Source organism: Curtobacterium sp. GD1 (genome assembly GCF_020882855.1).
GTDB lineage: Bacteria > Actinomycetota > Actinomycetes > Actinomycetales > Microbacteriaceae > Curtobacterium.
The window spans coordinates 1-26,429 of record NZ_JAFEVQ010000034.1 but is presented as its reverse complement, the minus strand read 5'-3'; the positions used below and the strand labels follow the sequence as shown (position 1 = coordinate 26,429).

The 26,429-nt window shown below is 73.3% G+C and carries 24 protein-coding genes and 1 riboswitch; of the genes, 9 read left to right on the top strand and 15 right to left on the bottom strand.

What is annotated here, in order from left to right:
- The first annotated feature begins 26 nt into the window (after nucleotides 1–26).
- Complete coding sequence (locus JSX79_RS15800; RefSeq protein WP_229087078.1) at nucleotides 27–1,871, top strand: long-chain fatty acid--CoA ligase; 1,845 nt, start codon at nucleotides 27–29, stop codon at nucleotides 1,869–1,871.
- 111 nt (nucleotides 1,872–1,982) lie between these two features.
- On the opposite strand, the gene JSX79_RS18435 is transcribed toward JSX79_RS15800, so the two are convergent.
- From JSX79_RS18435 to JSX79_RS15785, 4 genes are all read right to left on the bottom strand, one after another.
- Nucleotides 1,983–2,114 carry a hypothetical protein gene (locus JSX79_RS18435; RefSeq protein ID WP_258027649.1) on the bottom strand — a complete coding sequence of 44 codons (132 nt, stop codon included), beginning with the start codon at nucleotides 2,112–2,114 and terminating at the stop codon, nucleotides 1,983–1,985.
- A gap of 110 nt (nucleotides 2,115–2,224) precedes the next feature.
- Entirely contained in the window at nucleotides 2,225–4,108 is a 1,884-nt protein-coding gene (locus JSX79_RS15795) for a hypothetical protein (RefSeq protein ID WP_229087077.1), read from the bottom strand.
- 100 nt (nucleotides 4,109–4,208) lie between these two features.
- Entirely contained in the window at nucleotides 4,209–4,712 is a 504-nt protein-coding gene (locus JSX79_RS15790) for a peptide deformylase (protein WP_229087076.1), read from the bottom strand.
- Nucleotide 4,713: 1 nt separating this feature from the next.
- Nucleotides 4,714–8,124, bottom strand: a complete 3,411-nt coding sequence (locus tag JSX79_RS15785; RefSeq protein WP_229087075.1) for a pyruvate carboxylase — start codon at nucleotides 8,122–8,124, stop codon at nucleotides 4,714–4,716.
- 60 nt (nucleotides 8,125–8,184) lie between these two features.
- Here JSX79_RS15785 and JSX79_RS15780 point away from each other — a divergent pair, with 60 nt between their 5' ends.
- Nucleotides 8,185–8,997: a ParA family protein gene (locus tag JSX79_RS15780; protein WP_070418636.1), complete on the top strand. Its 813-nt coding sequence runs from the start codon at nucleotides 8,185–8,187 to the stop codon at nucleotides 8,995–8,997.
- A 532-nt stretch (nucleotides 8,998–9,529) separates the two neighbouring features.
- Here the strand turns inward: JSX79_RS15780 and JSX79_RS15775 are convergent.
- From JSX79_RS15775 to JSX79_RS15755, 5 genes are all read right to left on the bottom strand, one after another.
- The gene (locus JSX79_RS15775) at nucleotides 9,530–10,090 is read right to left on the bottom strand and encodes a MerR family transcriptional regulator (RefSeq protein ID WP_070418635.1); all 561 of its coding nucleotides are present in this window, start codon (nucleotides 10,088–10,090) and stop codon (nucleotides 9,530–9,532) included.
- A 193-nt stretch (nucleotides 10,091–10,283) separates the two neighbouring features.
- Nucleotides 10,284–10,988: a MerR family transcriptional regulator gene (locus tag JSX79_RS15770; RefSeq protein WP_071301860.1), complete on the bottom strand. Its 705-nt coding sequence runs from the start codon at nucleotides 10,986–10,988 to the stop codon at nucleotides 10,284–10,286.
- Entirely contained in the window at nucleotides 10,988–11,467 is a 480-nt protein-coding gene (locus tag JSX79_RS15765) for an FHA domain-containing protein (RefSeq protein ID WP_071294956.1), read from the bottom strand. Before JSX79_RS15765 ends, JSX79_RS15770 begins: the two co-directional genes overlap by 1 nt.
- 123 nt (nucleotides 11,468–11,590) lie before the next feature.
- Entirely contained in the window at nucleotides 11,591–12,571 is a 981-nt protein-coding gene (locus tag JSX79_RS15760; protein ID WP_229087073.1) for an iron chelate uptake ABC transporter family permease subunit, read from the bottom strand.
- Nucleotides 12,568–13,563 carry an iron ABC transporter permease gene (locus tag JSX79_RS15755; RefSeq protein WP_229087071.1) on the bottom strand — a complete coding sequence of 332 codons (996 nt, stop codon included), beginning with the start codon at nucleotides 13,561–13,563 and terminating at the stop codon, nucleotides 12,568–12,570. The genes JSX79_RS15760 and JSX79_RS15755 overlap by 4 nt, the downstream gene beginning before the upstream one ends.
- A gap of 198 nt (nucleotides 13,564–13,761) precedes the next feature.
- On the opposite strand from JSX79_RS15755, the gene JSX79_RS15750 reads away from it, so the two are divergent.
- Complete coding sequence (locus JSX79_RS15750) at nucleotides 13,762–15,228, top strand: S1C family serine protease (protein WP_229087070.1); 1,467 nt, start codon at nucleotides 13,762–13,764, stop codon at nucleotides 15,226–15,228.
- A gap of 33 nt (nucleotides 15,229–15,261) precedes the next feature.
- Here the strand turns inward: JSX79_RS15750 and JSX79_RS15745 are convergent, their stop codons facing one another.
- Together JSX79_RS15745 and JSX79_RS15740 are read right to left on the bottom strand one after the other, a co-directional pair.
- Entirely contained in the window at nucleotides 15,262–16,419 is a 1,158-nt protein-coding gene (locus JSX79_RS15745; protein WP_229087069.1) for a hypothetical protein, read from the bottom strand.
- 90 nt (nucleotides 16,420–16,509) lie between these two features.
- Entirely contained in the window at nucleotides 16,510–16,767 is a 258-nt protein-coding gene (locus tag JSX79_RS15740) for a hypothetical protein (RefSeq protein ID WP_229087063.1), read from the bottom strand.
- A gap of 33 nt (nucleotides 16,768–16,800) precedes the next feature.
- Between JSX79_RS15740 and JSX79_RS15735 the strand changes: the two genes are divergently transcribed.
- On the top strand, nucleotides 16,801–17,163 hold the full coding sequence (locus JSX79_RS15735; protein ID WP_070418630.1) for an RNA-binding S4 domain-containing protein: 363 nt from the start codon (nucleotides 16,801–16,803) through the stop codon (nucleotides 17,161–17,163).
- 22 nt (nucleotides 17,164–17,185) lie between these two features.
- Here JSX79_RS15735 and JSX79_RS15730 read toward each other — a convergent pair whose 3' ends face one another.
- From JSX79_RS15730 to JSX79_RS15720, 3 genes are all read right to left on the bottom strand, one after another.
- Entirely contained in the window at nucleotides 17,186–18,133 is a 948-nt protein-coding gene (locus tag JSX79_RS15730) for a DnaJ domain-containing protein (protein ID WP_229087061.1), read from the bottom strand.
- A 162-nt stretch (nucleotides 18,134–18,295) separates the two neighbouring features.
- Complete coding sequence (locus tag JSX79_RS15725) at nucleotides 18,296–19,372, bottom strand: winged helix DNA-binding domain-containing protein (RefSeq protein ID WP_229087059.1); 1,077 nt, start codon at nucleotides 19,370–19,372, stop codon at nucleotides 18,296–18,298.
- A gap of 22 nt (nucleotides 19,373–19,394) precedes the next feature.
- A complete protein-coding gene (locus JSX79_RS15720) occupies nucleotides 19,395–20,141 on the bottom strand; it encodes a phosphotransferase enzyme family protein (RefSeq protein WP_070418627.1) in 747 nt (248 codons plus the stop codon).
- A gap of 139 nt (nucleotides 20,142–20,280) precedes the next feature.
- Here JSX79_RS15720 and JSX79_RS15715 point away from each other — a divergent pair, with 139 nt between their 5' ends.
- Entirely contained in the window at nucleotides 20,281–20,931 is a 651-nt protein-coding gene (locus JSX79_RS15715) for a GntR family transcriptional regulator (protein WP_229087056.1), read from the top strand.
- A complete protein-coding gene (locus JSX79_RS15710; protein ID WP_229087054.1) occupies nucleotides 20,928–22,172 on the top strand; it encodes an MFS transporter in 1,245 nt (414 codons plus the stop codon). Before JSX79_RS15715 ends, JSX79_RS15710 begins: the two co-directional genes overlap by 4 nt.
- A gap of 14 nt (nucleotides 22,173–22,186) precedes the next feature.
- On the opposite strand, the gene JSX79_RS15705 is transcribed toward JSX79_RS15710, so the two are convergent.
- Complete coding sequence (locus tag JSX79_RS15705; protein WP_071301853.1) at nucleotides 22,187–23,077, bottom strand: NUDIX domain-containing protein; 891 nt, start codon at nucleotides 23,075–23,077, stop codon at nucleotides 22,187–22,189.
- 67 nt (nucleotides 23,078–23,144) lie between these two features.
- A riboswitch (TPP riboswitch) is annotated at nucleotides 23,145–23,240 on the top strand.
- On the opposite strand from JSX79_RS15705, the gene thiM reads away from it, so the two are divergent.
- The 3 genes from thiM (at nucleotide 23,229) to thiD (ending at nucleotide 26,331) form a co-directional block, all read left to right on the top strand.
- Nucleotides 23,229–24,092 carry a hydroxyethylthiazole kinase gene (gene thiM / locus JSX79_RS15700; protein ID WP_229087052.1) on the top strand — a complete coding sequence of 288 codons (864 nt, stop codon included), beginning with the start codon at nucleotides 23,229–23,231 and terminating at the stop codon, nucleotides 24,090–24,092. Its footprint overlaps the riboswitch before it by 12 nt.
- Nucleotides 24,089–24,829 carry a thiamine phosphate synthase gene (thiE, locus tag JSX79_RS15695; protein WP_071301852.1) on the top strand — a complete coding sequence of 247 codons (741 nt, stop codon included), beginning with the start codon at nucleotides 24,089–24,091 and terminating at the stop codon, nucleotides 24,827–24,829. Before thiM ends, thiE begins: the two co-directional genes overlap by 4 nt.
- Nucleotides 24,826–26,331, top strand: a complete 1,506-nt coding sequence (thiD, locus tag JSX79_RS15690; protein WP_229087051.1) for a bifunctional hydroxymethylpyrimidine kinase/phosphomethylpyrimidine kinase — start codon at nucleotides 24,826–24,828, stop codon at nucleotides 26,329–26,331. The genes thiE and thiD overlap by 4 nt, the downstream gene beginning before the upstream one ends.
- Nucleotides 26,332–26,429 lie beyond the last annotated feature (98 nt).

The following is a 26,429-nucleotide window of genomic DNA, read 5'->3' as shown; positions in this document are numbered from 1 at the left end:
TCGAACCGGCCGACAAGGGAGTCACCGTGAACGATCAGCGGCACCCAACACCGATCACCGCACCCGACCACGGCTCGGCTGCCCGACTGCTCTCCGAGCGGGCGCGGGCGACACCGGACCGTCCGATCCTCGCCGAGCGCCGCGGCGACACCTGGACCCCGATCAGCGCGGCCGACGTCGAACGTCGGGTCCGCGGGATCGCGAAGGGCTTCGTCGCCGCAGGCCTCGAGCCCGGCGCGCACGTGGCGATCCTGTCGCGCACCCGCCTCGAGTGGACGCTCGTCGACTTCGCCGTGTGGACCGCCGGCCTCGTCTCGATCCCGGTCTACGAGACCAGCTCCCCCGACCAGGTGCGCTGGATCCTCTCCGACTCCGAGGCCGTCGCGATCGTCGTCGAGCAGGAGGAGCACGCCCGCCGTGTCGCGTCGATCGCACCGGACCTGCCGCACCTCGGCCAGCACTGGACGATCGACGGCGGCGGGCTCGACGACCTCGTCCGCCTCGGCGAGGACGTCACCGACGCCGAGCTCGACGCCCGCACCGTCGACGTGCACGGCCACGACGACGCCACGATCATCTACACCTCGGGGACGACGGGCCGGCCGAAGGGCTGCGTGCTCCGGCACGACAACTTCACCGCCACCGTGGAGGGCGCGTCGGAGGCGATGCCCGAGGTCGTCGCCGACGACGCCTCGACGCTGCTGTTCATCCCGATGGCCCACGTCTTCGCCCGGTTCATCGCGGTGATGTCCGTCTCCGCGGGCGTCCTCGTCGGCCACGAGCCGGACACGAAGGACCTCATGCACGCGGTGTCGACGTTCAAGCCGTCGTTCCTGCTCGCCGTCCCGCGCGTGTTCGAGAAGATCTACAACTCTGCCGAGCAGAAGGCCGACCTCGGCGGCAAGGGGCGGATCTTCCGCGCCGCCGCGAAGACCGCGGTCGCGCACTCCGAGGCCCTCGCGAGCGGGAAGGTCCCGCTCGGACTCGCCCTCCGGTTCAAGCTCTTCGACCGGCTCGTCTACGCCAAGCTCCGCGACGCGATGGGCGGCCGCGTCCGCTACGCCGTGAGCGGCTCGGCACCGCTCTCCCCGCGGCTGTCGCACTTCTTCCGGTCGATCGGGGTGCTCATCCTCGAGGGGTACGGCCTCACCGAGACCACCGCCCCAGCGACCGTGAATCGAGCCGGGGAGCTCCGGATCGGCAGTGTCGGCCGCGCGCTCCCGGGCGTCGAGATCCGGATCGCCGAGGACGACGAGATCCTCATCCGCGGCGTCGACGTCTTCGACCGCTACTGGCGGAACGACGAGGCCACCGCGAAGGCCCTCGTCGACGGCTGGTTCCGGACCGGCGACCTCGGCCGGCTCGACACCGACGGCGTCCTCACCGTGACCGGCCGCGCCAAGGAGCTCATCGTCACCGCCAGCGGCAAGAACGTCGCACCGGCACCGCTCGAGGACGGCATCCGCGAGCACCCGCTCATCGGCCAGGTCGTCGTCGTCGGCGAGGGCAAGCCCTTCGTCGCCGCCCTCGTCACGCTCGACCGGGACATGCTCGCCGGATGGTGCGAGACGCGCGGGATCACCCCGGCGCTCACCGCGCACGAGGCCGCCTACGACGAGCGGGTCCACCAGGCCGTGCAGGAGGCGATCGACGCCGCCAACCAGCGCGTCTCACGTGCCGAGTCGGTCCGGTCGTTCACGGTGCTCGACACCGACCTCACCGAGGCGTCGGGGCACCTCACGCCGAAGCTGACGATCAAGCGTGCGGTCGTCCTGAAGGACTTCGCCGCCGACGTCGAGCACATCTACTCGGGGTCGAAGGTGCAGACCACCGCGACGCCCGTCGTCGAGGGTCGCCGCCGCCGGGGCTAGGTCCGCGACGCGTGCCAGGAGGCGCGGTGCCGGTCCCGTGGACCGGCACCGCGCCTCCTGTGCGTCACCCTGCGCGCGGGGCGCGACCCGTGGTCGCGTCCGCCCGTTCGCTCAGCGCTCCTGCGGCTGCTGCGTCTCCGGAGCGTCGAGGACGGCCGTCGAGGAGGTCGTGACCTGGACCTCGGTGGGGCGACGGTTGGTGCGGGTGCGGTGCGAGCTGAGCTCGTCGTTCTGTGCGGTCATGGGGATGTCCTGGGGGTGTGGGAAACGGTGTCGGTGGGAAGCCGACGGCGATACGGTACCTCTTCGTCAGGACAAAGCGACAATCCCGCGTTGGGGTGTCACCACGGCGTTCACGGAACGCGGACGGTCCGGCATCCGAGGTCGGTCTCGGGCATGCCCGAGCCGGCGCCGACGGCGGTCGTGCAGAGGGTGTGCGACCCGCTCGCCAGCGGGACAGCGAAGCGGTAGCCGGAGCCGATCGGTGCGTCCGGGTGCACCTTCCGGACGTCGTTCCGGGTGAGGCCGGTCGTGCCGGTCGCGAGGACCCGCCCGGCCTCGGCGACGCGGATCGTCAGCGGCCGGGTCGTGTCCGGGTCGTAGGCCCAGCCCGCGACCGTGACCCCCGTCGCGGTGGCCGCCGGTGCCTGGTCGTGCCCGCGCGGGTCGTGGGCGCCCACCGGGGCCGCCGACATCCGCACGGGCGCCGCGGAGGTGCTCGTCGCGGTCGAGCCGTCCGGGTGCCGGAGCGTGACGGTCGCGTGGTAGCTCCCCGCCGGCAGCGTGCCGAGGACGAACGGCACGCTGTTCGCACCCTTCGCCACGGCCGCGCCGTCCACCAGCACGCGCTTCGTCGTCGTGCCGTCGCGCGTCACGGTGACCTTCGCGGTCGTCCCGGCGGTCCAGGCGGCGTCGTGGAAGCCGATGCGCGTCCACCCGTTGGCTGCCGGGTCCGCGCGGAGGTGGAACGACTTGAGGTGCCACACGGCGGCGCCGCGGTCCTCGTTCGGGTCCCAGCGGAGGCTCGTGACGACCTGCTTCCACCCGGGGCTGCCCTTCTGCATCGTCTCGTCGAGGGGGTTCGTCGCCGCCAGGTCGATGCGGTTCTCGCCGGACTCGTTCGGGCCGACCGGGGTGGCGTTGGCGCCGGAGAAGGTCAGGACGTCGTTGCTGACCTGCAGGCCCTTCGCGCCGCGGACCGACCACACCAGGCGCGCCATCTTCCCGCCGCCGGGGGCGTTGCGGAGGTCGTAGGCGCCGTCGTACGACATCGACCAGGACAGCCAGTGGTACTGCTTGCCGTCGAAGGCCGACACCGGGAACACGACCTCGGGGTCGCGCACGATCGGTCCGGCGTTCTGCGCAGTGAGGCCGACGGAGCTCCAGCTGCGGAACCGGGCGTTCTTCAGCGTGACGCCGCGCCCGGCGACGCCGTTCGTCAGGACCCAGGAGCGCCCGCGCTGGACGGCGGCGAGGTCCTTGCCCTGGTCGGGGTTCGGGCTGTCCACGACCGCGATCGGTCGGGCGACGACCCGGAAGGTGCCGTAGTCGCCCGCCGGCAGGGCGTCCTGCGGGGCGGACCCGCCGTGGAGCCGGGTCCAGTCGATGCTGACCTTCCCGCTCGGGCTCTCGCCGGTGTGGACGACGATCGGCTGCACACGGAGCAGCGTCGGCTTCGAACCGGTCCAGGGGACGTGCCCGCCCATGACGGACTTCCCGGTGAGGTCGACGTCCACGACGTGGTTCCCCTTCTCGACCTTCGCCGTCACGCCGCCCATGCAGCTGAGCGATCGTGCTGCGCAGGTGAACCAGCTGATCGCGATCTGCCGGCCGGCGTACGGCTGGTCCATCGAGACGGAGAGGTGCGTGTAGCGCTTCGTGTCGATCGGGTGGAGGGCGCCGTCGCGGCCGTAGGGCAGCGTGCCGGGCATGGTCTCGACCGGGGAGAAGTAGGTGGAGCGCTCGAGGGTGCCGATCAGGTGGCCCTTGCTGATCGAGTAGCGGCCGTAGCCGACGCGGTCGGTGTTCTGGTCGGCGGTGTTGCTGTAGTCCCAGGGGTCGCCGAAGGTCTCGGTGGCGTAATCGGGCGACTCGGTGTAGGTCGGCACGTTCGCGGTCGCGGTCGCGGTGGCGGCTTCGGCCGGCGCGGTGGTGGCCGGACCGACGGCGGTGGCCGCGGCGACGGCGAGGACGCCGAGGACGGCGACGACGGCGCGGCGGGCTGGTCCCTGTGTCATGGTGCTCCCCTGGTCGACGCGGTCACCGTACCCAGGAGTGCGCACGCACCTCACCCCCGAGTCAGGGTGCCGCCCGACCGAGGGTGGGCACTTCGGAGGACTAGTGGAACCAGTCCTGCGCGCGGATGTCGCGGAGCGCCTGGCGGCGGATCTCCGGGTCGAGCGTCATCACGTAGACGGTGCCGTCGAGGTGGTCCACCTCGTGCTGGAGCGCCTCGGCCATGAGCCCGGTGCCCTCGAGCACGACCTCGGCCCCGTCGACGTCGACGCCGCGGACCTTCGCGTACGGGTACCGGCGCGTGGGGTACGACAGGCCGGGGACGGAGAGGCAGCCCTCGTCCATGAGCTCCGGCTCCCCCGACACCTCGACGATCTCGGGGTTGAGCACGTAGCCGACCTCGCCGTCGACGTTGTACGAGAAGGCGCGCAGACCGACACCGATCTGGGGAGCGGCGACGCCGGCGCGGCCGGGCTCCTTGACGGTGTCGACCAGGTCCTGCACGAGGTCGCGGATGCCCGCGCTGCCGAGGGCGTCTGCACGGATCGGGTCGGCCGGGGACCGGAGGACGGGGTCGCCGAACAGGCGGATGGGACGGACGGTCAATTTACTGCAGCACCACCAGGAGGTCGCCGGCGTCCACCTGCTGGGTCACCGGGATCGCGAGTCGGCCGACGGTCCCTGCGACGGGTGCCGTGATGGCCGCTTCCATCTTCATCGCCTCGATGCTCGCCACGGCCTGTCCGGCCTCGACGACGTCACCGACGGCGACCTTGAGCGTCACGACACCGGAGAACGGTGCCGCGACGTGCTTCGGGTCGGTCTTGTCCGCCTGCTCGGCGGCCTTGGTCTCGACCTCGATCGAGCGGTCGCGGACGTACACCGGGCGGAGCTGCCCGTTCATCGTCGCCATGACCGTGCGGACGCCGCGCGCGTCGGCCTCGCCGATCGCCTCGAGCCCGACGAACAGGTCCACGCCCTTGCCGAGCGGCACGACGTGCTCCTGCTCGGGGCGCAGGCCGTACAGGTAGTCGACGGTCGGCACGACGGACAGGTCGCCGTACTGCTCGCGGACGCGCTCGAACTGCTGCGTCGGCTGCGGGAAGAGCAGGCGGTTGAGGGCCTGTCGCCGTTCGGGACCGGGGGTGTCCAGGTGTGCGCGCTCGGCGTCCGGCACCGGCGTGATCTCGAGCCGGACGTCGCGGCCCGCGAGGACCTTCGACCGGAAGGGCTCTGGCCAGCCACCGGGCAGGTCGCCGAGTTCGCCGGCCATGAAGCCGACGACGGAGTCCGGGATGTCGTACTTCTGCGGGTTCTGCTCGAAGTCGACCGGGTCGGCGTCCACCGCGGCCAGCTGCAGCGCGAGGTCCCCGACGACCTTCGACGACGGCGTGACCTTCGTGGGGCGGCCGAGGATCCGGTTCGCCTCGGCGTACCAGTCCTCGACCTGCTCGAAGCGGTCGCCGAGCCCGAGCGCGATGGCCTGCTGGCGGAGGTTCGACAGCTGACCGCCGGGGATCTCGTGCTTGTACACGCGGCCCGTCGGACCCGGCAGGCCCGACTCGAACGGGGCGTACGCACGCCGCACCGCTTCCCAGTACGGCTCGAGGTCGCCGACGGCGTCGAGGGAGAGCCCCGTGTCGCGCTCGGTGTGCGCCAGGGCGGCGACGAGCGCGGACATGCTCGGCTGGCTGGTCGTGCCGGCCATCGGCGCGGCGGCGACGTCCACCGCGTCGGCACCGGCACGGGCCGCGGCGAGGAGCGTCGCGAGCTGTCCGCCCGCGGTGTCGTGCGTGTGCACGTGCACCGGCTGGTCGAAGCGCTCCCGCAGGGCGGTGACGAGCCGCTCGGCCGCGCCGGCGCGGAGCAGGCCGGCCATGTCCTTGATACCGATGACGTGCGCACCGGCCTCGACCATCTGCTCCGCGAGGCGGAGGTAGTAGTCGAGCGTGTAGAGGTCCTCGGACGGGTCGAGGAGGTCGGCGGTGTAGCAGAGCGCCGCTTCGGCGACGGCCGTGTCGGTGGCGAGCACCGCCTCCAGGGCCGGACGCAACTGGCTGACGTCGTTGAGCGCGTCGAACACGCGGAACACGTCGACACCCGTCGCGGCCGCCTCGGCCACGAACGCGTCCGTCACCTCGGTCGGGTACGGCGTGTAGCCGACGGTGTTGCGTCCGCGGAGGAGCATCTGGATCGGGATGTTCGGCATCGCCTCGCGCAGCGAGGCGAGCCGCTCCCACGGGTCCTCGCCGAGGAAGCGGAGCGCCACGTCGTAGGTGGCACCGCCCCAGGCCTCGACGCTGAGCAGCTGCGGCGTGAGTCGGGCGACGTACGGGGCGACCGCGACGAGGTCCTTCGTGCGCACACGGGTCGCGAGGAGCGACTGGTGGGCGTCGCGCATCGTCGTCTCGGTGACGGCGAGCTCGGTCTGGCCACGGAGCGCCTTCGCCCACTCGGCCGGACCCAGCAGTCGGAGGCGGTCGCGCTGCCCCTCGGGGACCGGGGCGCCGAGGTCGATCGTCGGCAGCTTCTCGCTCGGCTCGACGGTCTGCGGGCGACGCTCGCCGTTCGGCTTGTTCACCGTGACGTCGGCGAGCCAGTTCAGCACCTTCGTGCCGCGGTCCTTCGAGACGTGGCCGCCGAACAGCTGCGGGCGCTCCTCGATGAACTTCGTCGAGATGTCGCCGCGGTCGAAGTCGGGGTCCTCGAGCACGGCCTGCAGGAACGGGATGTTCGTCGAGACGCCCCGGATGCGGAACTCCGCGAGGGCGCGCTTCGCCCGGGCCACCGCCGCCGGGAAGTCCCGCCCGCGGCAGGTCATCTTCGCGAGCATCGAGTCGAAGTGCGGGCTGATCTGCGCGCCGGTGGCGACCGTGCCGCCGTCGAGGCGGACGCCCGCGCCACCCGGGCTGCGGTAGGTCGTGATGCGACCGGTGTCCGGGCGGAAGCCCTGCGTCGGGTCCTCGGTGGTGATGCGTGTCTGCAGGGCTGCGCCGTGCACGCGGACGCTGTCCTGCGACAGGCCGAGGTCGCCGAGGGTCTGCCCGGCGGCGATGCGCATCTGCGACTGGACGAGGTCGACGTCCGTGACCTCTTCGGTGACGGTGTGCTCGACCTGGATGCGCGGGTTCATCTCGATGAAGACGTGCTGGCCCGCACGCTCGCCCTCGGTGTCGAGCAGGAACTCCACCGTGCCGGCGTTCACGTACCCGATCGACCGGGCGAAGGCGACGGCGTCGCGGTGCAGCGCCTGCGCGATCGCCGGGTCGAGGTTCGGCGCCGGCGCGATCTCGACGACCTTCTGGTTCCGGCGCTGGACCGAGCAGTCGCGCTCGAAGAGGTGGATCGTGCCCGCGTCGGTGCCGGTGGCGTCGGCGAGGATCTGCACCTCGATGTGGCGCGGACGGATGACGGCCTGCTCGAGGAACATCGTCGGGTCGCCGAAGGCGCTGTCGGCCTCGCGCATCGCCTCTTCGAGGGCCGCACGCAGCTCGGGCTTCGTCTCCACCCGGCGCATGCCACGGCCGCCGCCACCGGCGACGGCCTTCGCGAACACCGGGAACCCGATGGCGTCCGCGCCGGCGAGGAGTTCCTCGATGTCGCGGCTCGCCGGGGTGCTCGCGAGGACCGGGACACCGGCCGCGACCGCGTGTTCCTTCGCGGTGACCTTGTTGCCCGCCATCTCGAGCACGTGCTCACCCGGGCCGATGAACGTGATGCCCGCGGCGGCGGCAGCGGCGGCGAGCTCCGGGTTCTCGGACAGGAAGCCGTAGCCCGGGTAGATCGCGTCGGCACCCGACTCGCGAGCGACACGCACGATCTCGGAGACGTCCAGGTAGGCACGGACGGGATGTCCGCGCTCGCCGATCAGGTAGGCCTCGTCCGCCTTGAGGCGGTGCAGGGAGTTGCGGTCCTCGTACGGGTAGACGGCGACGGTCTTCGCCCCCAGCTCGTACGCGGCCCGGAAGGCACGGATGGCGATCTCGCCACGATTGGCGACCAGGATCTTGCTGAACACGAGGTCCCTTTCAGCCCGGGTTGAGGTGAGACAACCCTACTGGCGGTAACGTTGCTCACCGTGCATGTACTCAGCGTGAGCTCCCTCAAGGGTGGTGTCGGCAAGACGACGGTGACGCTCGGCCTGACTTCGGCCGCGTTCGCCAAGGGACTGCGCACGCTGGTGGTGGATCTCGACCCGCAGTCGGACGTCTCGACCGGCCTCGACATCAACATCTCCGGCCACCTCAACGTGGCGGACGTCCTCGAGAACCCGAAGGAGAAGATCGTCCGTCAGGCGATCGCCCCCTCGGGGTGGACGAAGGGCTCCCAGGGCAAGATCGACGTCATGGTCGGATCGCCCTCGGCCATCAACTTCGACGGGCCGCACCCGTCCATCCGCGACATCTGGAAGCTCGAAGAGGCCCTCGCGAACGTCGAGCAGGACTACGACCTCGTCCTCATCGACTGCGCGCCGTCGCTGAACGCCCTCACCCGCACCGCGTGGGCTGCGTCCGACCGTGTGACCGTCGTCACCGAGCCCGGACTCTTCTCGGTGGCCGCTGCCGACCGGGCCCTCCGCGCGATCGAGGAGATCCGTCGCGGGCTCTCCCCCCGCCTGCAGCCGCTCGGCATCATCGTGAACCGTGCCCGCGTGCAGTCGCTCGAGCACCAGTTCCGCATCAAGGAGCTCCGGGACATGTTCGGCCCGCTCGTGCTCTCGCCGCAGCTGCCCGAGCGGACCTCGCTGCAGCAGGCGCAGGGTGCGGCGAAGCCCCTGCACGTGTGGCCGGGTGAGTCGGCGCAGGAGATGGCGAAGAACTTCGACCAGCTGCTCGAGCGCATCATGCGCACGGGCAAGATCGGCCCGTACGCCGAGGGCGGCGCGGCCTAGGGCGCGTCGCGCCCCTGGGGCTCGGCCCGTTCGGCTTCGCCGAGCGGACCTTTTCCGTCACGCTCGGGCGGCCGGACCGGCCGTTCTCGACCGCTCGGCATCCGGCACGCGGCGTGTCCCGACCGCTCGCCGGCGAACCCGCAGCTCGGCTCCGGTGGGTCGTGCACGGCGCGTCGATTCATCCCTCCGTCGACCGCCAGGAGGCGCGGCTCGCCTCCGCCCCGCCGCACACCTCCGGCACGTACCGCGTGGGCGGTACACGCCGCGGGCACGTCCACCGAGCGGGCGGAACCCGCCGCGGGTACGTCCGCTGATCGGGCGGAACACGCCGCCGGACCTCCGCCGAACGGGCGGAACACGCTGCGGGCCGTCCGCCGAGTGACGTTCCCCGGCAGGCTCCGTGCGGACGGACATGGGGCCAGCCGTCCGCCGAACGGGCAGAACACGCCGTGGACCGCTCGCCGAGTGGGCACGAACGGCCGCTGTGCGTCGCCGAGCGTGACGTATTTTGCCCGCTCGGCGCCGCGCGGGACTAGGAAGCGCGGGAAGCCCGGCGGGCGGCGAGCTCGTCGTCGGGGTCGGCCGCTGGCGTCGCGTCGAGCTCGACCAGCGAGGACTCGACTTCGCGCAGGACCTTGCCCACCGCGATGCCGAACACGCCCTGACCCCGCGACACCAGGTCGATGACCTCGTCGTCGGAGGTGCAGAGGTACACCGAGGCACCGTCCGACATGAGCGTCGTCTGCGCCAGGTCCGAGACGCCGGACTCGCGCAGCTGGTTCACGGCGGTGCGGATCTGCTGGAGGGAGATGCCCGTGTCGAGCAGGCGCTTCACGAGCTTGAGCACGAGGATGTCGCGGAAGCCGTACAGCCGCTGCGACCCGGAGCCCGCGGCCCCGCGGATCGTCGGCTCGACGAGCTCGGTGCGGGCCCAGTAGTCGAGCTGGCGGTAGGAGATGCCGGCAGCACGAGCAGCGACGGTACCGCGGTACCCGTTCTGCTCGTCGTGCTCGGGCAGACCGTCGGTGAAGAGCAGCCCGAGGTCGTACCGGGTCATCTCCGACTCGGTGCCGGGGGTGTCGTTCCCACTCATCAGGCTGCCTTCCACGACGATCGAGCTCCCAACTGAACGTTCAATGACGGGTTGAGAGTTGTTCCGAGGTCCACGGTAGCGACTCGGACCGCTCCGGCGCGGGACATCCGACTCGGCGCGTCCGGCGTGTCGAGGATACGCCCCACCCACCGACGCGCACCAGCGGTCGAGGAGGGACGAGCCACGACGCGCGTCATGCGTCGAGACGCCCGATCGCCGTGCGGATGAGGTTCGACCGGATCACCTCGAGGTGGCCGGCGATCTCGCGCGCGAGCTCGGTCGCCTTCGCCCGTGACGTGGCGTCACCGCGGCGGGACACCGGCATGAGCGCGGACTCGATGAGCCCGACCTCGCGCTCGGCGACGCTGCGCATCGTACGGAGGTGTCGCGGTTCGATCCCGGTGCGCTGGAGTTCCACGAGGGCCTTGAGCACCGAGACCCCGTCGTCGCCGTACGTGTCGGCGGCGGGCAGCAGCGACGCCGAGACCGCGTCGGCGAGGAGCATCGGCGAGGCACCGGCAGCCCGGACCGTCTCGTCGCGGGTGTAGCGCCGCTCACGGCCGAGGATGGACGGCTTCGGCGCGTCGCCGCCCCCGGGGAGGACCGGTTCACGCCCGGCGTCGAGGTCGGCCAGGTAGTCCTTGATGACCTTGAGCGGGAGGTAGTGGTCGCGCTGCAGCCCGAGGACGACCCGGAGCCGCTCGACGTCGGCCGCCGAGAACTTCCGGTAGCCGCTCGCGGTGCGGATCGGGGTGACCAGCTCGCGCTCTTCGAGGAACCGGAGCTTCGAGCTCGACAGGTCCGGGAACTCCGGCTTGAGGCGTGCGAGGACCTGCCCGATCGTGAGCAGGTCCGGGACCGCGGACCCCGCCCGGGCCGCGGCGGACCGTGCGGCCACTACGCGGTCGCCAGGCGCGCCAGGTCGACCCGGGAGGCGTAGAAGGTCAGGCGGAACTTGCCGACCTGCACTTCGGACCCGTCTGTGAGGAGTGCTTCGTCGATGCGGACGCCGTCGAAGTACGTGCCGTTGAGCGACCCGTTGTCCTTCACGCTGAAGCTCGTGCCGTGGCGGAGGAACTGCGCGTGCTTGCGCGACACGGTGACGTCGTCGAGGAAGATGTCGGCGTCGGGGTGGCGCCCCGCCGTGGTGACGTCCGAGTCGAGGAGGAACCGCGCACCGACGTTCGGCCCGCGACGGACCACGAGCAGCGCCGACCCGGAGGGCAGCGCGTTGATCGCTTCACGTTCTTCGGCGGACACACCGGACTCGGCAGTGAGCGCCGCCCCCATGTCCATGCTGAAGGTCAGTGTGGTGTCGACCAGCCGCTGCTCAGGGGTCTTCTGACCGTCCGGCTGCGGGACCACTGGTTCTGGCATCGTGGACCTCCTCCTCTTGGCGCACCAGCGTATCGGAAACGAGCGGCCGAACGGGAGCCCCGAACGGGGCTGGGGACAACTCGGCAGAACGCGTACAGCGAACGTCCCGGGAACACGGATGCGTCAGCGCCCGCGCGCGAGCAGCCACAGCAGGTAGGGCGCCCCGATGACCCCGGTCACCACACCGACGGGCAGCGCGTTCCCCGGGATCGCGAACTGCGCGATGAGGTCGCTCGCCAGCGTGATCGCGGCGCCGACGGCGGCGGTCGACCCGATGGCGACCCGTCCGCCCCCGACGAGCCTCCGGGCGATGGGGGCCGCCATCAGCGCGACGAACGACACCGGTCCCGCGGTGGCCACGGCGGCGGCGGTCAGGCACACGGCGGTCAGCAGGAGCAGCACCTTCGCGCGGTTCGGCCGGAGCCCGAGCGCCGAGGCCACCTCGTCGCCGAGGGTCAGCACGGTGAGCCGCGAGGACTGCAGGAGGGCGAGCGCCGTGAACACGACGAAGACGACGGCGAGCACCCCGACGAGGTTCCGGTCGACGGCGTTCAGGCTGCCGGAGAGCCAGAGCAGCGCGGTGCCGGCCTGGGTGACCGTGCCGCTCGTGAGCATCCACCCGGTGATGCTCAGGCAGATCGCCGCGACGCCGATGCCCACGAGGACGACCCGGTTGCCGGTGATCCCCCGACGCCACGCGAGTCCGGCGATGACGAGGGAGACGAGGACCGCACCGACGAGCACCACCGAGAACAGGGTCCCACCGCTCGCGCCGAACAGGACGATGGCGGTCAGGCCCGAGGCGCTCGCACCCGAGGTGATGCCGATGACGTCCGGACTCGCGATGGGGTTCCGGACGACGCTCTGCACGATGCCCCCGGCCACGCCGAGCGACGCCCCCACGAGGATCGCGCCGGCGACCCGTGGGCCACGGAGCTGCCCGATCACGAAGTCCGAGACGGTGTCGCCGTGCCCGACGAGCGCGCTCGCGACCTGTACGGGTGAGAGCGGGATCTCGCCGACGCCGAGCCCGACGAGCACGAGGGCGACGAGCAGGACGAGGACGGCGCCGAGCACGAGCCACTCGCGGCGCACGGCGGTCACAGGCCCTTCACCGCCCGCGACCGCACGAGCCAGATGAACACCGGCGCGCCGATGAGTGCCGTGACGATCCCGACCTGCAGCTCCCCCGGGTACGCCACGACGCGGCCGATCACGTCGGCGACGAGCAGCAGCGCCGGCGCGACGATGGCCGACAGCAGGATCGTCCACCGGTGGTCCGACCCGCTCAACCGACGGACGGCGTGCGGCACGGCGAGCCCGATGAACGCGATCGGCCCGGCCGCCGCGACGGCCGATCCGGCGAGGAGCACGGTGACGACTCCCCCGACGGCGCGCACGAGCACGACGCGCTGCCCGAGCGACGCGGCGAGCTCGTCACCGAGCGCGAGCGTGTTGAGCGACCGGCCGAGGGCGAAGGCGATGACGAGTCCGACGAGCACCGGCACCGTGATCACCCCGGCGGTGCCGAGGTCCTTGCCAGCCAGCGCTCCGACCTGCCAGAAGCGCAGCTGGTCGAGGAGGCTCTGGCTCGTCACGAGCACCGCCGTGGTGATCGAGGACAGTGCAGCGGCGACGACGGCCCCGGACAGGGCGAGTCCGACGGGCGACAGCCCCCGACGGGCCACTGCGGCGATGCCGTACACGAGGAGCGCGGCGAGGGCGGCCCCGAGGAAGGCGAACGGCAGGTACGCGGCGGTGCCGCTGACGCCGAACAGCGCGATCCCGGCGACGACCGCGAGCGCGGCCCCGGAGTTGATGCCGAGGACGCTCGGATCGGCGAGCGGGTTCCGGGTGACGCCCTGCATGACGGCGCCGGCGACCCCGAGCGCGGACCCGGCGAGGAGTCCGACGACGGTGCGGGGCACGCGGTTGCCGAGCACGATCAGGCCGATCTCGTCGTTCCGTCCGGGGTGCAGGACGGTGTCGAGCACGGTGCCGAGCGGGATCGGACGGGAGCCGAAGGCCACCGAGAGCGCCACCGCCACGACGAGGACGACCACCGCCAGCACGGTGGCGCCGACGAGGCGGGACACGGAGCTGGGCGCAGGAGGGGTGGGCGACGGCGAACGCATGGGAAGTAAGGCAACCCTAACGGACGACGTCGTACGGCGACCCCCGAGCAAGCCGTGAGCAGCCGCAGGGTCCGTTCATAGGCTCGTCATGGGAACCGGGCCTGTACTCGTACCCATCGACGCCCGACCGGGCAGCCGAGGGACGACCGGAGAGCACTGATGAACGAGACCCCGAACCCCGCCGCCGACGAGAACGGCACCGCCCGCACCGACGCCGCGCAGCCGCAGGCCGGGGCGACGTGGGAGGCACCGCACGCCGACCCGTCGACCCTCCGCTCGGCCTACGCGTTCGACGGCAGCGGCCCGTTCCTCTACGGGCCCGACGGCTCCGGCCCCTACGGCTACACCCCGGACGGCCGCGGCCCGTTCCTGATCGGCAGCCCGTCGCTCCCCGGGTTCCAGCACGGCTGGGTGCACGGCGCCGCCGCAGCGAACCACGCCACGAAGCGGCCCCGGCGACTGGGCCTGATGATCGGCTCCGGCATCGCGGCCCTGGCGATCGTCGGTGCGGCGGGCGGGACCGCGCTCGGACTGTCCTCGCAGCACACGACCACGACCTCGAGCCAGTCGCAGGGCACGACGTTGCCGGACACCGGCACGGGTTCCGGCACCGGGTCCGACGGCAGCGGCACGAACGGCTTCACGGTGCCGGGCGACGGCACCGGCAGCGGGTCGAGCGACGGCAGCAGCGGCACGAGCACCGAGTCCGCGGCGACCGCGGCGACGAGCGCCCAGAAGAAGGGCGTCGTGACGATCAACACGGTCCTCAACTACGACGAGTCGTCCCAGGCGGCCGGCACGGGCATGATCCTCACCTCGAACGGCACGATCCTCACGAACAACCACGTCATCCAGGGCGCGACGAGCATCACGGTCACCGACGAGACGACCGGCAAGGAGTACAAGGCGGACGTCGTCGGGACGGATGCCACCCACGACGTCGCGGTCCTCAAGCTCGAGGGCGCGTCGGGCCTGTCCACGGTGACGCTCGACGACGACGGCGAGCCGAGCACCGGCGACACCGTGACCGACGTCGGCAACGCCGAGGGCACGGGCAACCTCGTCGCCGCCGAGGGCACCGTGACCGCGACCGACCAGGACATCCAGGTGCAGAGCGAGTCGGGCACGGGCACCGAGTCGCTGCAGGGACTCATCGAGGTCGCGGCGGACATCGTCTCGGGCGACTCGGGCGGTCCGGTGCTCGACAGCGAGGGCGAGGTCGTCGGCATGGCCACCGCGGCGTCCTCGGGCACGGCGGACGTCACCGGGTACGCGATCCCGATCACCACGGCGAAGTCGATCGCGGACAAGATCCTCGCGGGTGAGTCGTCGTCGACGATCACCATCGGACTGCCGGCGTTCCTCGGGGTCGAGGTCAGCGGGACGGCCTCGACGGGCGGCGTCGCGGTCGCCGGCACGGTCGAGGGCTCCGGCGCCGCGTCGGCCGGTCTCGCCGCCGGCGACACCATCACGAGCATCGACGGCACGGCCGTGGCGAGCTCGGACGCGCTGACCTCGGCGATCCAGTCGCACTCGGTCGGGGACAAGGTGACGGTCGGGTACACCGACAGCACCGGTGCCGCGAAGACCGTCACGGTCACCCTCACCGCCGGCCCCGCCGCGTAGCGGGAAGAACGGGAACGGCGAGCCGAAAGCGGCTCAGCCGAGCAGCGCCCGCACCACCGACCGGTACACGTTCGCCGGGGAGTCCGTCGTGACGACGGTCTCCCCGGCTTCCGTGCGTCCGACGCGCGCGAAGCCCTGCCCCGCCGCGTGCACGACGACGATCGGGTTCGGCTTGCCGGGCCGCCGCAGCGACGACACCGTCCACGGAGCCGCCCAGAAGCGCGCGAGCCGCGGGTCCGCCTCGGCGATCGCCGTCGGCAGGTCGGGGGCCGCGTCCGCCCCGGAGGTCCGGCGCCCGAGCAGGTCCGCCCGGAGCGCCCCCGTGCGGAACGGGAAGGTCCATGCCGGACCGATGCCGAGCCTCCCGGCCACGAGCGCGACCACGCGCTCGACCGGCAGCTGGGCGATCACCGCGCCCGTCTCGTCCGTCCCGTCCACGACGGTCTCCGACCAGGCCTGGAGGCGCGTGGTACGCCCGTCGGGCAGCCGCTGTTCCAGGGTGACGGGTTGGGCATCGCCCTCCCACGGTGCGAGGAGCGCCTGCGTCGACTCGGGCAGGGTGCCGAGCCGGCCGACCAGGCCGGACTCGATGAGCTCGCGTCCGGCGGGCGTGCGGAGGAGCGTGGGGTTCCAGCGACGGCCGGCGAGCGAGCGCAGGGTGGCGAGGGCCTCGGAGCCGAGGTGGGTGCCCTCGAGGTCGGCGGCGGGTGCGGGCTCCGGCAGGGCCTCGAGGTCGCGCTGCACCCGCGACGGTGCGGGTTCGGTGGCGCGGACGCTGTCGAGCACGGCGAACACGAGGTCGTCGGTGGCGAGCATCCGGGCGAGGGGCCGCTCGATGGTGAGGTCGACGCGGTGCCGTCCGGTGACGAAGAGCAGGTGCGCTCCCGCGACGTCGCCGCCCTCGTCGGGCCGGACGTACTCGACGAGGCGCGCCGGCGCTCCCGCGGTCGTCCAAGGATCCGAGCCGATGAGTCGGAGCCCCTCGACCGAACCGGGGAGGCGTTCGAGCAGACTCGTGTGCTCCTCCGCGACGGTCCGGTCGCTCGGACGGGATCGGACGGTGAGCACGACGTCGTCGCCGGTGACGCGCAGGTCCGCCTGGGCCGAGTCCTCACGGCGCCACGCGTCGGGGCGGCGGAGGGTCAGGCGGGCGGTGCGGTCCTCGGTGCCGAGTGGGACGGGGACGGCCATGGCACGAGGCTACGTCGGGGCCGGTGCGGGGGCGGTGGCGGCTCGCCGGGCGCGCGCGCTTCCGGTGCGCGCGAGGTCGGACCGGCGGACTCAGGGACGGCGCGGGCGTGGCGCGGGCGGCGGCGGGACCGGCTTCGCGGCGACGACGTCGGCGAGCGCCACCTCGACCGGGCCCCGGCGGGTGTCGATCGTCACGGACGACGCGGTCCGGGCGACGAGCACCCCGAGCGCGTCCTGCGCTCCCCCGCCGTGGTGCGCCCGGACGACCAGGCGGTCCCCGACCGCGGCGTCCCGGAGGACCCCGAGCGCCAGCGCCCGCGCGATCGCGTCCTGACCGGTGCCCTCCACGCCCCCAGCGTAGGGCGCGCCTAGAGTGTGGGGATGGCCAAGGCACGCGTGGACAGCTGGATCTGGGCGGTGCGGATCACGAAGACCCGCTCCGCCGCGACCGCCGCGTGCAAGGCCGGCCACGTCCGGGTGAACGGGGAGCGTGCGAAGCCCGCGCAGCCGATCGGCCCCGGGGACGAGGTCCGGGTCCGGCAGAACGGGTTCGACCGGATCGTCGTCGTCACGGGGATCATCCTCAAGCGGACGAGCGCACCCGAGGCCGCGAAGCACTTCGAGGACAAGACCCCGCCGCGGCTCCCCAAGGAGGAGGCCGGCTTCGTCCCGATGCGCGACCGCGGCGCCGGACGTCCGAGCAAGCGGGAGCGCCGCGACCTCGAGAAGCTCCGCGGCTACTGACCCCGCCGCCCCGCCAACGCCATCAGACGAAGCGGACGGTCTGCTGCAGGCGGTCGCGGACCTCGAACACGTCGACGCTCCCCTCGGGCGAGAACACGCCGTTCAGCACCTGCCCGAGCGCACTCCGGCGGACGACGAGCGCCGTGGGCTTCCGGGGCGAGCCGACGACCTGCACGTCCTCGTCCACCGCGGAGTCCGGCACCACGAGCAGCCGGCCGGTGAACCGCACCCGGGTCTGCTTCTGCACGGCGCGGGCGGCACGGACGAGCTCCTTCACGGGGCGCTCCCCCGGTGCCAGGGTCTCCCCCGTGATCTCGCCGTGCTCGACGCGGACCGGGGCGCCCCAGTCGATCGACTCGACGGCCCACAGGCCGCTCGGGGTGAGGACCGCGTGGTCGAGCTTGCCCTCGGCCCCGGCGTCGAGGTCGTGCCAGACCGTCACGCCGATGCCCATCTCGGAGACGATCGACGCGGTCGCCTCCTCGGCGAGCGCCTCGGCCAGCAGCCGTCGGATGTGCCGGGGAGCGGAGCGGATGAGCGTGGGGTCGTAGGGGTCCTCGATGGGGTCCCCGAGGCCGACCCACTCGCGCTCGGCCTGCAGGAAGACCTCGCGCGATCGCCCGCCGGGGTGTCCGTGGGACCGGGCCCGCGGACGTGCATCGCGACGCGCTGCCGGGGGTGCGTAGGCGTCGCGGCCGGTGTCGCTCCTCCAGGTGGAGGAACCGGACGGGCCGGATGCGCTCTGCTGGCTGCCGCGCTGGGATCCCGCGTCGTAGGCGCGGCGTGCGGCGGGGGTGCCGATGCGTTCCCAGGCGATCTGGACCTGGCGGAAGCGGCGGGCATCGCCGCCGAGGTCGGGGTGGGACTCGCGGGCGGCGCGGCGGTAGGCGCGGCGGAGTTCGTCGTCGTCGGCGGTCGCTTGGACGCCGAGGACTTCGTACGGGGTGGCGTCGGCCGGGCTGTCGGTCATGGCCCTGCGACATTACCCGAGGGAGCGTCGGAGTCCGCCGCGTGGCTGCTGGGTGCTGCCTGGAGGCGCGGGTCGGGTCCGGTGCGCCGGCACCGGGTCTGCGACGAGGCACCTGTCGATCGACCGGTGCGGTGTCGCGGACGGCGTGCGGGACCGGGATGGTCAGGCGACGGCGAAGGGGACAGGGGCCGCGAGGAACGATCCGTACCGGTCGGCGGCGGCCTCGAGGGCGCGGACCGCACCGGCGTCGAGCGGCTCGAAGGGCGTGACGGTGACCCGGACGTCGCGGGTGCGCTCGGTGCGGCTCCAGGTCCCGACGACCCGACCCCGCACGACGGCCATCGGCAGGAACATGCCGTTGGCGCCGGGGACGACCCGGTCGGCGTGCACGGGGTCGAGCTGGACGGAGCGGTCGGCGTACCCGAGGAGGTACTCGTCGAACCCGGGCAGGAGGTGCCCGGTCGGCACACCCCCGGGGTCGGGTCGGTCGGCGAGGGCGAGGAGTCCGTCGCCGAGGTCCTCCACGGCGTCACCGGCCACCGCTCGGGCACGTCGGACGTCGCCGAGCGGCAGCTTCGTCCACGAGGCGGTGTCGGCCTCGGTCACCGGGCCCCTCCCGCGCAGGTGACCGATCAACACCCGCCGCAGGGCCTCGTCGCGGTCGGGCAGGTCGGCCGCCGCAGGTGCCCACTCGTCGAGGAGCACGAGCCCCTGGCCGACGCGGGCGGTGGGCCCCCAGGCGACCATCCCCTCGAGCGCGAGGCGGAGCAGCACGTGGTACCCCAGCCCTCGCGTCGGGTCGATGCCGGCGCCTCGGTAGACGTCGAAGAGGTCGTCGCGCACGAGCGACCGACCGCCGGACAGTGCGTCGGCCGTGGCGTCCCGGGCGGTGCGGAGGACGTCGTCGTCGATGCCGAGCTCGGTCGCACGCCGCGCGATGGAGCGGATCGTCCGATCGGCGGTGAGGGAGAGCAGCAGTCGGAGGTCGTCGGGGCGCATCGCGTGGAGGGTGCCGCGCATCGGCCACGAACGGACGACCTCGCCGCGGTCGAACGCGGCGCGGACGTCGTCGCGCGTGGACCCGGGCGCGCGGACGCCGATGGCCCAGGTGACCTGCCCGAGGTCCTGCCCCTGGACGGCGAGCATGCGTTCCACCACCTGGGTCGGCCCGAGCCCGGGCACGGCGACCCCCTGGGCGGCGAGGCGCATCGCGCGCAGCTGGGCCGGTGTGGTCGTCATGGCACCAGCATCGCCGTCGCGGTCAGGCGACGGCTGCGGTGATCTCGTCGGCGTGCTGCTCGATGTACGCCACGTCGGCCCGGTAGAGGTCGGCGTGCCCGTGCTGCAGGTCGCTGACGAACTTCGGGTTCCCGGCCGCCGCCTCGGTCTCCATGGTCGTGACCAACGCGACGAGGGAGCCGAGGATCGTCTCGGCGAGGACCTCGCGCGACCGGGCGTCCAGCTCGTAGGCGCGGCAGAACTCGGCGGCACGGTCGAGCCGTTCGTCGAGCGACGGCGCGGTCGACCCCTCGACGACGCCGGTGGTGAACGGTGCGAACCGGTACACGGCACTGGCCACGTCCCAGACCCGTGGCCCGGGGTGCGCGGTGTCGAAGTCGATGAGCCCGACCGCGGCGATGCCGTCGTAGACGCAGTTGTACGGTGCGAAGTCGCCGTGCACGATCGTCTCGGCGGGGTACCGCTCCGCCTGGGACCAGACGTCGCGGTCGTCGTCGCGCGTGAAGGTGGCGGCGGCGTCGTGGTAGTGCCGCAGCAGCCGGGCGGTCGTGACGAGGGCGGCCTCGCTCGCGACGTCGGCCGTCCACGGGTACTCTCCCGCTTCGCCGGGGACGAACGAGACGGTCTCGAGCGTGTGCCCGAGCTCGATCGGTTCCGGTGCTGCGACGAACCCCTGTTCGTGCAGGTGGGCGAGCAGCCGGTGCACGGTCGGTGTCCACGGCCCTGCCGGGCGGTGCACGCGATCGTCGGCCCTGGTGATCCGCTCCATCGGAACCTCCTGTTGTACGTCTCCGTTGACGTGGTGGCCCAGCGTATCCGCCTGTGCGCCCCGGTGTCGCGGTCCACGTGTGAACAGCGCGTGACACGACCGCATGCACCGTTGCATGCAAGGGGTAGGATCGTCGACCGTGAGCACCCCGAGCACGAACACCACCGCCCAGGCAGCGTCCGACCGGGCCTACGACCACGTGAAGCGCGCGATCATCCGCGGCGACCTGCCCGGCGGCACGGCGATCAGCGAGAACGCGCTCTGCCAGGAGATCGGCGTGTCGCGGACGCCCGTGCACGAGGCGTTCCTGCGTCTCGCCTCCGAGGACCTGCTCACCCTCGAGTCCCGGAAGGGCGCCGTCGTCCGGCCGATGTCCCCGAGCGAGGCGGCCGACGTGCTCGAGATGCGGGAGGCGATCGAGTCGACCGCGGCGACCCGCGTCGTCACCGACGGGCGCGTGGCGGACGTCACCCCGTTCCTCCAGGCGTTGCTCGCGGAACAGGAGCAGGCGGTCACGACCGGCGACGTCGACCGGTTCATCGAGGTCGACGCGGAGTTCCACGGTGCTGTCATCGGGGCGTCGCGGAACGCGATCGCCGGCATGTTCGCCCGGACCCTGCGCGACCGGCAGCAGCGGCTGCGGCACCACCTGATGCGGCTCCAGCCGTCCCAGTTGCAGGCGTCCCTCGAAGACCACCGGGCACTGGCCGCCGCGCTCGAAGCCGGCGACGCCCTCCGCTACGCCGAAGTCCTCCGCGCCCACGTCGCGTCGCACCGGGGCGCCCTGTGAGCGCCACGACCGGCAGCGTCCCGACCACCGGCTCGCTCGCGGTCCCGAACGCCCGCGTCCTGCCGTGGGTCGCCGTCTGGGGCGCGGTGTTCGTGTGCTCGTGGGGCGGGAACCAGTTCTCGCCCCTGCTGCTCATGTACGAGGAGCGCGCGCACTACTCGTCGCTGCTCGTGAACGTCTTCCTCGGCGTGTACGTGCTCGGACTCGCGCCGGCACTCCTCGTCGCCGGGTCCCTGTCCGACCGGCACGGCCGCCGCCCGCTCATGCTCGCCGGGATCGTCTCGGCCGTCGTCGGCAGCGGGCTGCTGGCGTTCGGCCCGCTCGGCGCGGGGTTCCTCATGGCCGGACGCCTGTTCTCCGGGGTCACCGTCGGGATCGCGATGGCGGTCGGCAACAGCTGGGTGAAGGAGCTCTCGCAGGGACGCTTCGACCCGTCGGCCGACGCCGGTTCCGGTGCACGCCGGGCGTCACTGGCGTTCACCCTCGGGTCGGCGTCGGGTGCCCTCGTCGCCGGGCTCATCGCGCAGTGGGGGCCGATCCCCGAGGTCCTGCCCTTCCTCGTGCACATCTGCGTCGCCGTCCCCTTCGCCGTGATCGTCTGGCGCACGCCGGAGACGAGCCGCTCCGGCGGTCTGCCCGGGCCCTGGTGGAAGCAGCTCGCCGTACCGAGCGCCGGGCACCGCCGGTTCACCCGGGTCGTGCTCGTCGCCGCGCCGTGGATCTTCGGGTCCGCCGCGATCGGGTACGGGTACCTGCCGACCAAGCTGGCCGGGGCGACCGGCACGTGGGGGCTCGTGTTCGCCACCGCCGCCACCGTCGTCGCCCTCGGGGTGTCGAGTGCCGTGCAGCCCCTCGCCGGGCGGGTCACCTCGCTCCTGTCGGCACGCGGGCTGCTGACCGCCGTGGCGCTCATGACCGCGGGCATCGCCGTGGTCGTCGTGGCGGTCCAGCTGCAGTCCGTGGCGATCGGGCTCGTGGCGAACGTCGTGATCGGCCTCGGCATCGGGCTGGCGCTCGTGTCGAGCCTGCTCGAGGTCCAGCGGATCGCGGGGACACGCGACCTGGCCGGGCTCACCGGGGTGTTCTACGCGGCGGCGTACGCCGGGTTCCTGGCGCCGGCGGTCATCGCCGCGGTGGCGAACGTCGTGGCCGTGCCGACGATCCTGTGGGTGGTCGTCGGGCTCGGGGTGCTGTCGTGGGTGGCGATCCTGGTGTCGTTGCGGAAGCACATCCCCGCGTAGCTGGGAGCGCGCGGTCAGAACTGGTCGCGCAGCCAGGCCGGCCCGTGCACCGCGGCGCCGAGCTCCTCGACGCGGGCCCGGAGCTCGCGGTCGGCGGTCACCACGACGACCGGCGTGTGCCCGGCGTCCACCGCGGCCCGGGCAGCCTCGACGATGGCGTCGTCGCCCGACCCCGGCGCGCGCACGACGGACACCGGCTCGTCGGCGCCCACGGCGTCCCGCGCGGCACCCTCGAGCACCACGGTCCACCGCGGCCACCACCGGTCGAACGGCAGCGCGAGCACCTCGGCCGACACACCCGCCGCGGCGAGCGCCCCCACCGACCCGAGCAGCCGCGACGCAGCCCCCGCGCGGTCCTTCCACCACCCGTCCGGCACACTGCCGACGACGTTCGCCGCGTCCACCACGACGTGCGGTGTCGTCTCGATCCGTGCCCGCAGCGCCGGCCACGACGCCCCGAACCCGGGGTGCAGGGGCAGGTCCTCGACGTCACCGACGGGCACCCAGGCCAGTTCGAGGCTCTCGCGGTCCGCGATCACCGGTTCGAAGGCCCTGGAGGCGCGCCCCACCACCGTCGTGTACGTCCAGAACCCGAGGTCCAGCACGGCGGTGTGCCGGAGGTCCACGCCGTCCTCGGGCACGCCGGCTTCCTCCGCCGACTCGCGGAGCGCCCCGGTCACGGCGTCCTCGCCGAGGTGGCGGGCTCCGCCCGGGATCCCCCAGGTGCCGCCGTGGTGGCTCCACTCGACGCGGTGCTGCAGGAGCACGCGCCCGGAGCCGTCGTCGACGAGGAGTCCGGCCGCGCCGAACCGCCCCCAGGCCTTGGTGCCGTCGGGGCCGACCGCCCAGGCGTCGCCGGGGTCGCGGGGGCCGGGAGGCGGCCCGGGAGGCGTGGTGTCTGGCACCCGTCAACCCTGTCACACGGGACCCGTCATGTGACCGGAGACGTCGGAGCCGCTCGTGTACGGTGTCGGTCGAGACACGGGGTGCCGCAACCAGCGGCTGAGATCACACCCGTCGAACCTGCTCGAGCTCGTACTCGCGAAGGGATCGTCCATGCACACTGCTGCGCCCGCCCCCGACTGGGCCCGTCGCACCGCCGAACTCCTCGAGGCCGTCCGCGCCCGGAGTCCCCTGGTGCACTGCATCACGAACACCGTGGTGCAGAACGTCACCGCGAACGTGCTGCTCGCGCTCGGCGCCTCGGCCGCGATGGTCGACGTCGTCACCGAGGCCGGGCCGTTCGCCCGGGTCGCCGACGCCCTGCTGGTGAACACCGGCACGCCGCACGCCGAACCCCGGGCCGCGTCGCTCGAAGCCGCCTCGGCAGCGGTCGACGCCGGCACGCCCTGGGTGCTCGACCCGGTCGCCGTCGGCTCCCTGCCGGTGCGGACGGCCCTCGCCCGGGACCTGCTGGCGCTCGGCCCGACGGTGCTGCGGGGCAACGCCTCCGAGGTGCTCGCGGTGCTCGGCGCCTCGGCCGGTGGTCGTGGCGTCGACAGCACGGTCGGCACCGACGACGCGCGAGCGGCTGCGGTCGACGCCGTGTCCGGCCCGAGCGGGCACGGGAAGCGAGTGGCCGCGGTGGCCGTGTCGGGTCCGGTCGACCTGCTGGTCGCGCCCGGCATCGGCGTGGTGCGGGTCGCGAACGGCACGGAGCTGCTCACGCGGATCACCGGCGGCGGCTGCGCGCTCGGTGCCGTCGTCGCCGCATTCACCGCCGTCTCCCCCGAGGACCCGGGCGCGGCCGCGGTCGCCGCGACCGCGGTGCACACGATCGCGGCCGAGCTCGCGGCGCGCGAGGCCGGCGGACCGGGCACGTTCCAGCCGCTGTTCCTCGACCGCCTGGCGTCGCTCTCGCCGGACGACGTCGTGCGCACGGCGCGCATCACCGTGGAGTCCCCGGCGGTGGCCGCGTGAGCGCCGGTGGGTTCGGCGTGTACCTCGTGACCGACCCGGCGCTGTCGGACCGGCACGGCATCGGCGTGCTCGGGGTCGTCCGTGCCGCGGTGCACGGCGGGGTGCGGATCGTGCAGGTGCGCGACAAGGACGCCTCGGCCCGTGACCTGCTGGCGCTGACCGCCGCGGTGGCCGACGCCGTGGGCGACCGGGCGACCGTGGTGGTCGACGACCGGTTGGACGTCGCCCTGGCCGCTCGGCACGCCGGACACCGGGTCGCGGGCGTGCACCTCGGCCAGTCCGACGTCCCCGTCACCGCCGCTCGCGCCCTGCTCGGAACGGACGCACACGTCGGGCTGACCGCGAACACCCCGGAGCACCTCGCCACCGTCGCCGCACTCCCTCGCGGCACCGTCGACCTGCTCGGGGTCGGCGTGGTGCACCCGACCGCGACGAAGGCGGACCACCCGCCGGCCCTCGGACACGACGGGTTCGGCCGGCTCGCACGCGCGACGGACGTGCCGTGCGTGGCGATCGGCGGGGTGACGCTCGACGACGTCCTGCCGCTCCGGGCAGCCGGTGCCGCGGGCGTGGCGGTCGTCTCGGGCATCTGCGCGGCGGCCGACCCCGGGTCCGCCGCGGCGGCGTTCGTGTCCGCGTGGGGCCCTGGACCCGACCACGGGGCGGAGGCAGGGCCGTCGGGTGGTGGCGATCCGTTCCTCCTGGCCGACGCGACGCACCACGGGGCGGACGCATGAGCGTCCCGCGCGTCCTGAGCATCGCCGGGACCGACCCGACGGGTGGGGCGGGGATGCAGGCGGACCTCAAGGCCATCGCGGCGCACGACGGCTACGGCATGGGCGTGGTGACCGCGCTCGTCGCGCAGAACACGCACGGGGTGCGTTCGGTGCACGTGCCGGACGTCGCGTTCCTGCGCGAACAGCTCGACGCGGTGTCGGACGACGTCGTGGTCGACGCCGTGAAGGTCGGGATGCTCGGCACCGCCGAGGTCGTGCGGGTCGTGACCGAGTGGCTCCGCGAGCACCGCCCGCCCGTCGTGGTGGTCGACCCCGTGATGGTCGCGACGAGCGGGGACCGGTTGCTCGACGAGGACGCCTCGCGGGCGATGACGACGCTGCTCGGGCTCGCCGACCTCGTGACGCCGAACCGGGCGGAACTCGCGGTGCTCGCCGAGCTGGCCACCCTGGACGGACGGGCCCCGGACAGCGCGGAGGACCGGGCGCTCACGATCGCCCGCACCTGGGACGTGCTCGTGCTCGCGAAGGGCGGCCACGACGACGGCGACACCTCGGACGACGTGCTCGTCGGGCCCGACGGGGTGCTCCGGACGTTCAGCGCGCCACGCGTCCGGACCACGAACACGCACGGCACCGGGTGCTCGCTGTCGAGTGCGATCGCGACGCTCGCGGCCCGCGACGGCGACTGGGAACTGGCCGTCGGCACGGCGAAGCGCTGGCTGACCGCGGCCCTCCGCGGCGCCGACGCCCTGCACGTCGGCACCGGGAACGGTCCGGTCGACCACGGCGCGCTCGTGCGTGCGGAGCGGCCGGAGCCGAGGTGGACCGACCGCTGGTGGGACGACGTCGCCGAGGTCCTGCACGAGACGATCGCGTGCGACTTCCTCGCCGGGATGCGCGCGGGGACGCTCGACCCCGAGGTGTTCGCCGCGTACCTGGCGCAGGACGTCCACTACCTCCGCGCGTACGAGCGGCACCTGGCGCGGCTCGGCTCGTGGACGACCGGGGCCGAGGCCGCGTTCTGGCAGGCATCGGCCCAGGGCTGCGCCGACGAGGCCCGCGACCTGCACCACCGACGCCTCGCCGGCACGCACGCCGAGGACCCCGTCCACCCCGTCTGCGCCGGCTACCTCGCCCACCTGCAGGCCGCTGCCGACTCCGGGTCCGTCGGGGTCCTCGCCGCTGCGGTGCTGCCGTGCTTCCGCGTGTACGCGTGGGTCGGGACGCAGATCGGCACGGTCGGGTCGGACCACCCGTTCGCGGACTGGATCGGCGCGTACGGCGACCCGGGGTTCGCCGAGGCCTCCGCGGACGCGACGGCCCGGGTCGAGCGGCTCGCCGCGGCGGCGACGCCGGCCGAGCGCGGTGCGATGACGCGCGCGTTCCGCGCGTCGACCGCGTGGGAGCTCGCGTTCTTCCGGATGCCGACCGCCGTGACGGGCCCGGAGGCGGGCTCGGGGGCGGGCCCGGACTGTGCCGCCGGAGCGACACGCTCTCGCTGAGCGCCGCGGTCCCTGGGGCGGAAGCGACGGGGTGCCGTCAGGATTCGACGGCACCCTGTCGCTTTCGCGGGCGGGGGCGGGCAGGCGCGCGGACGGGG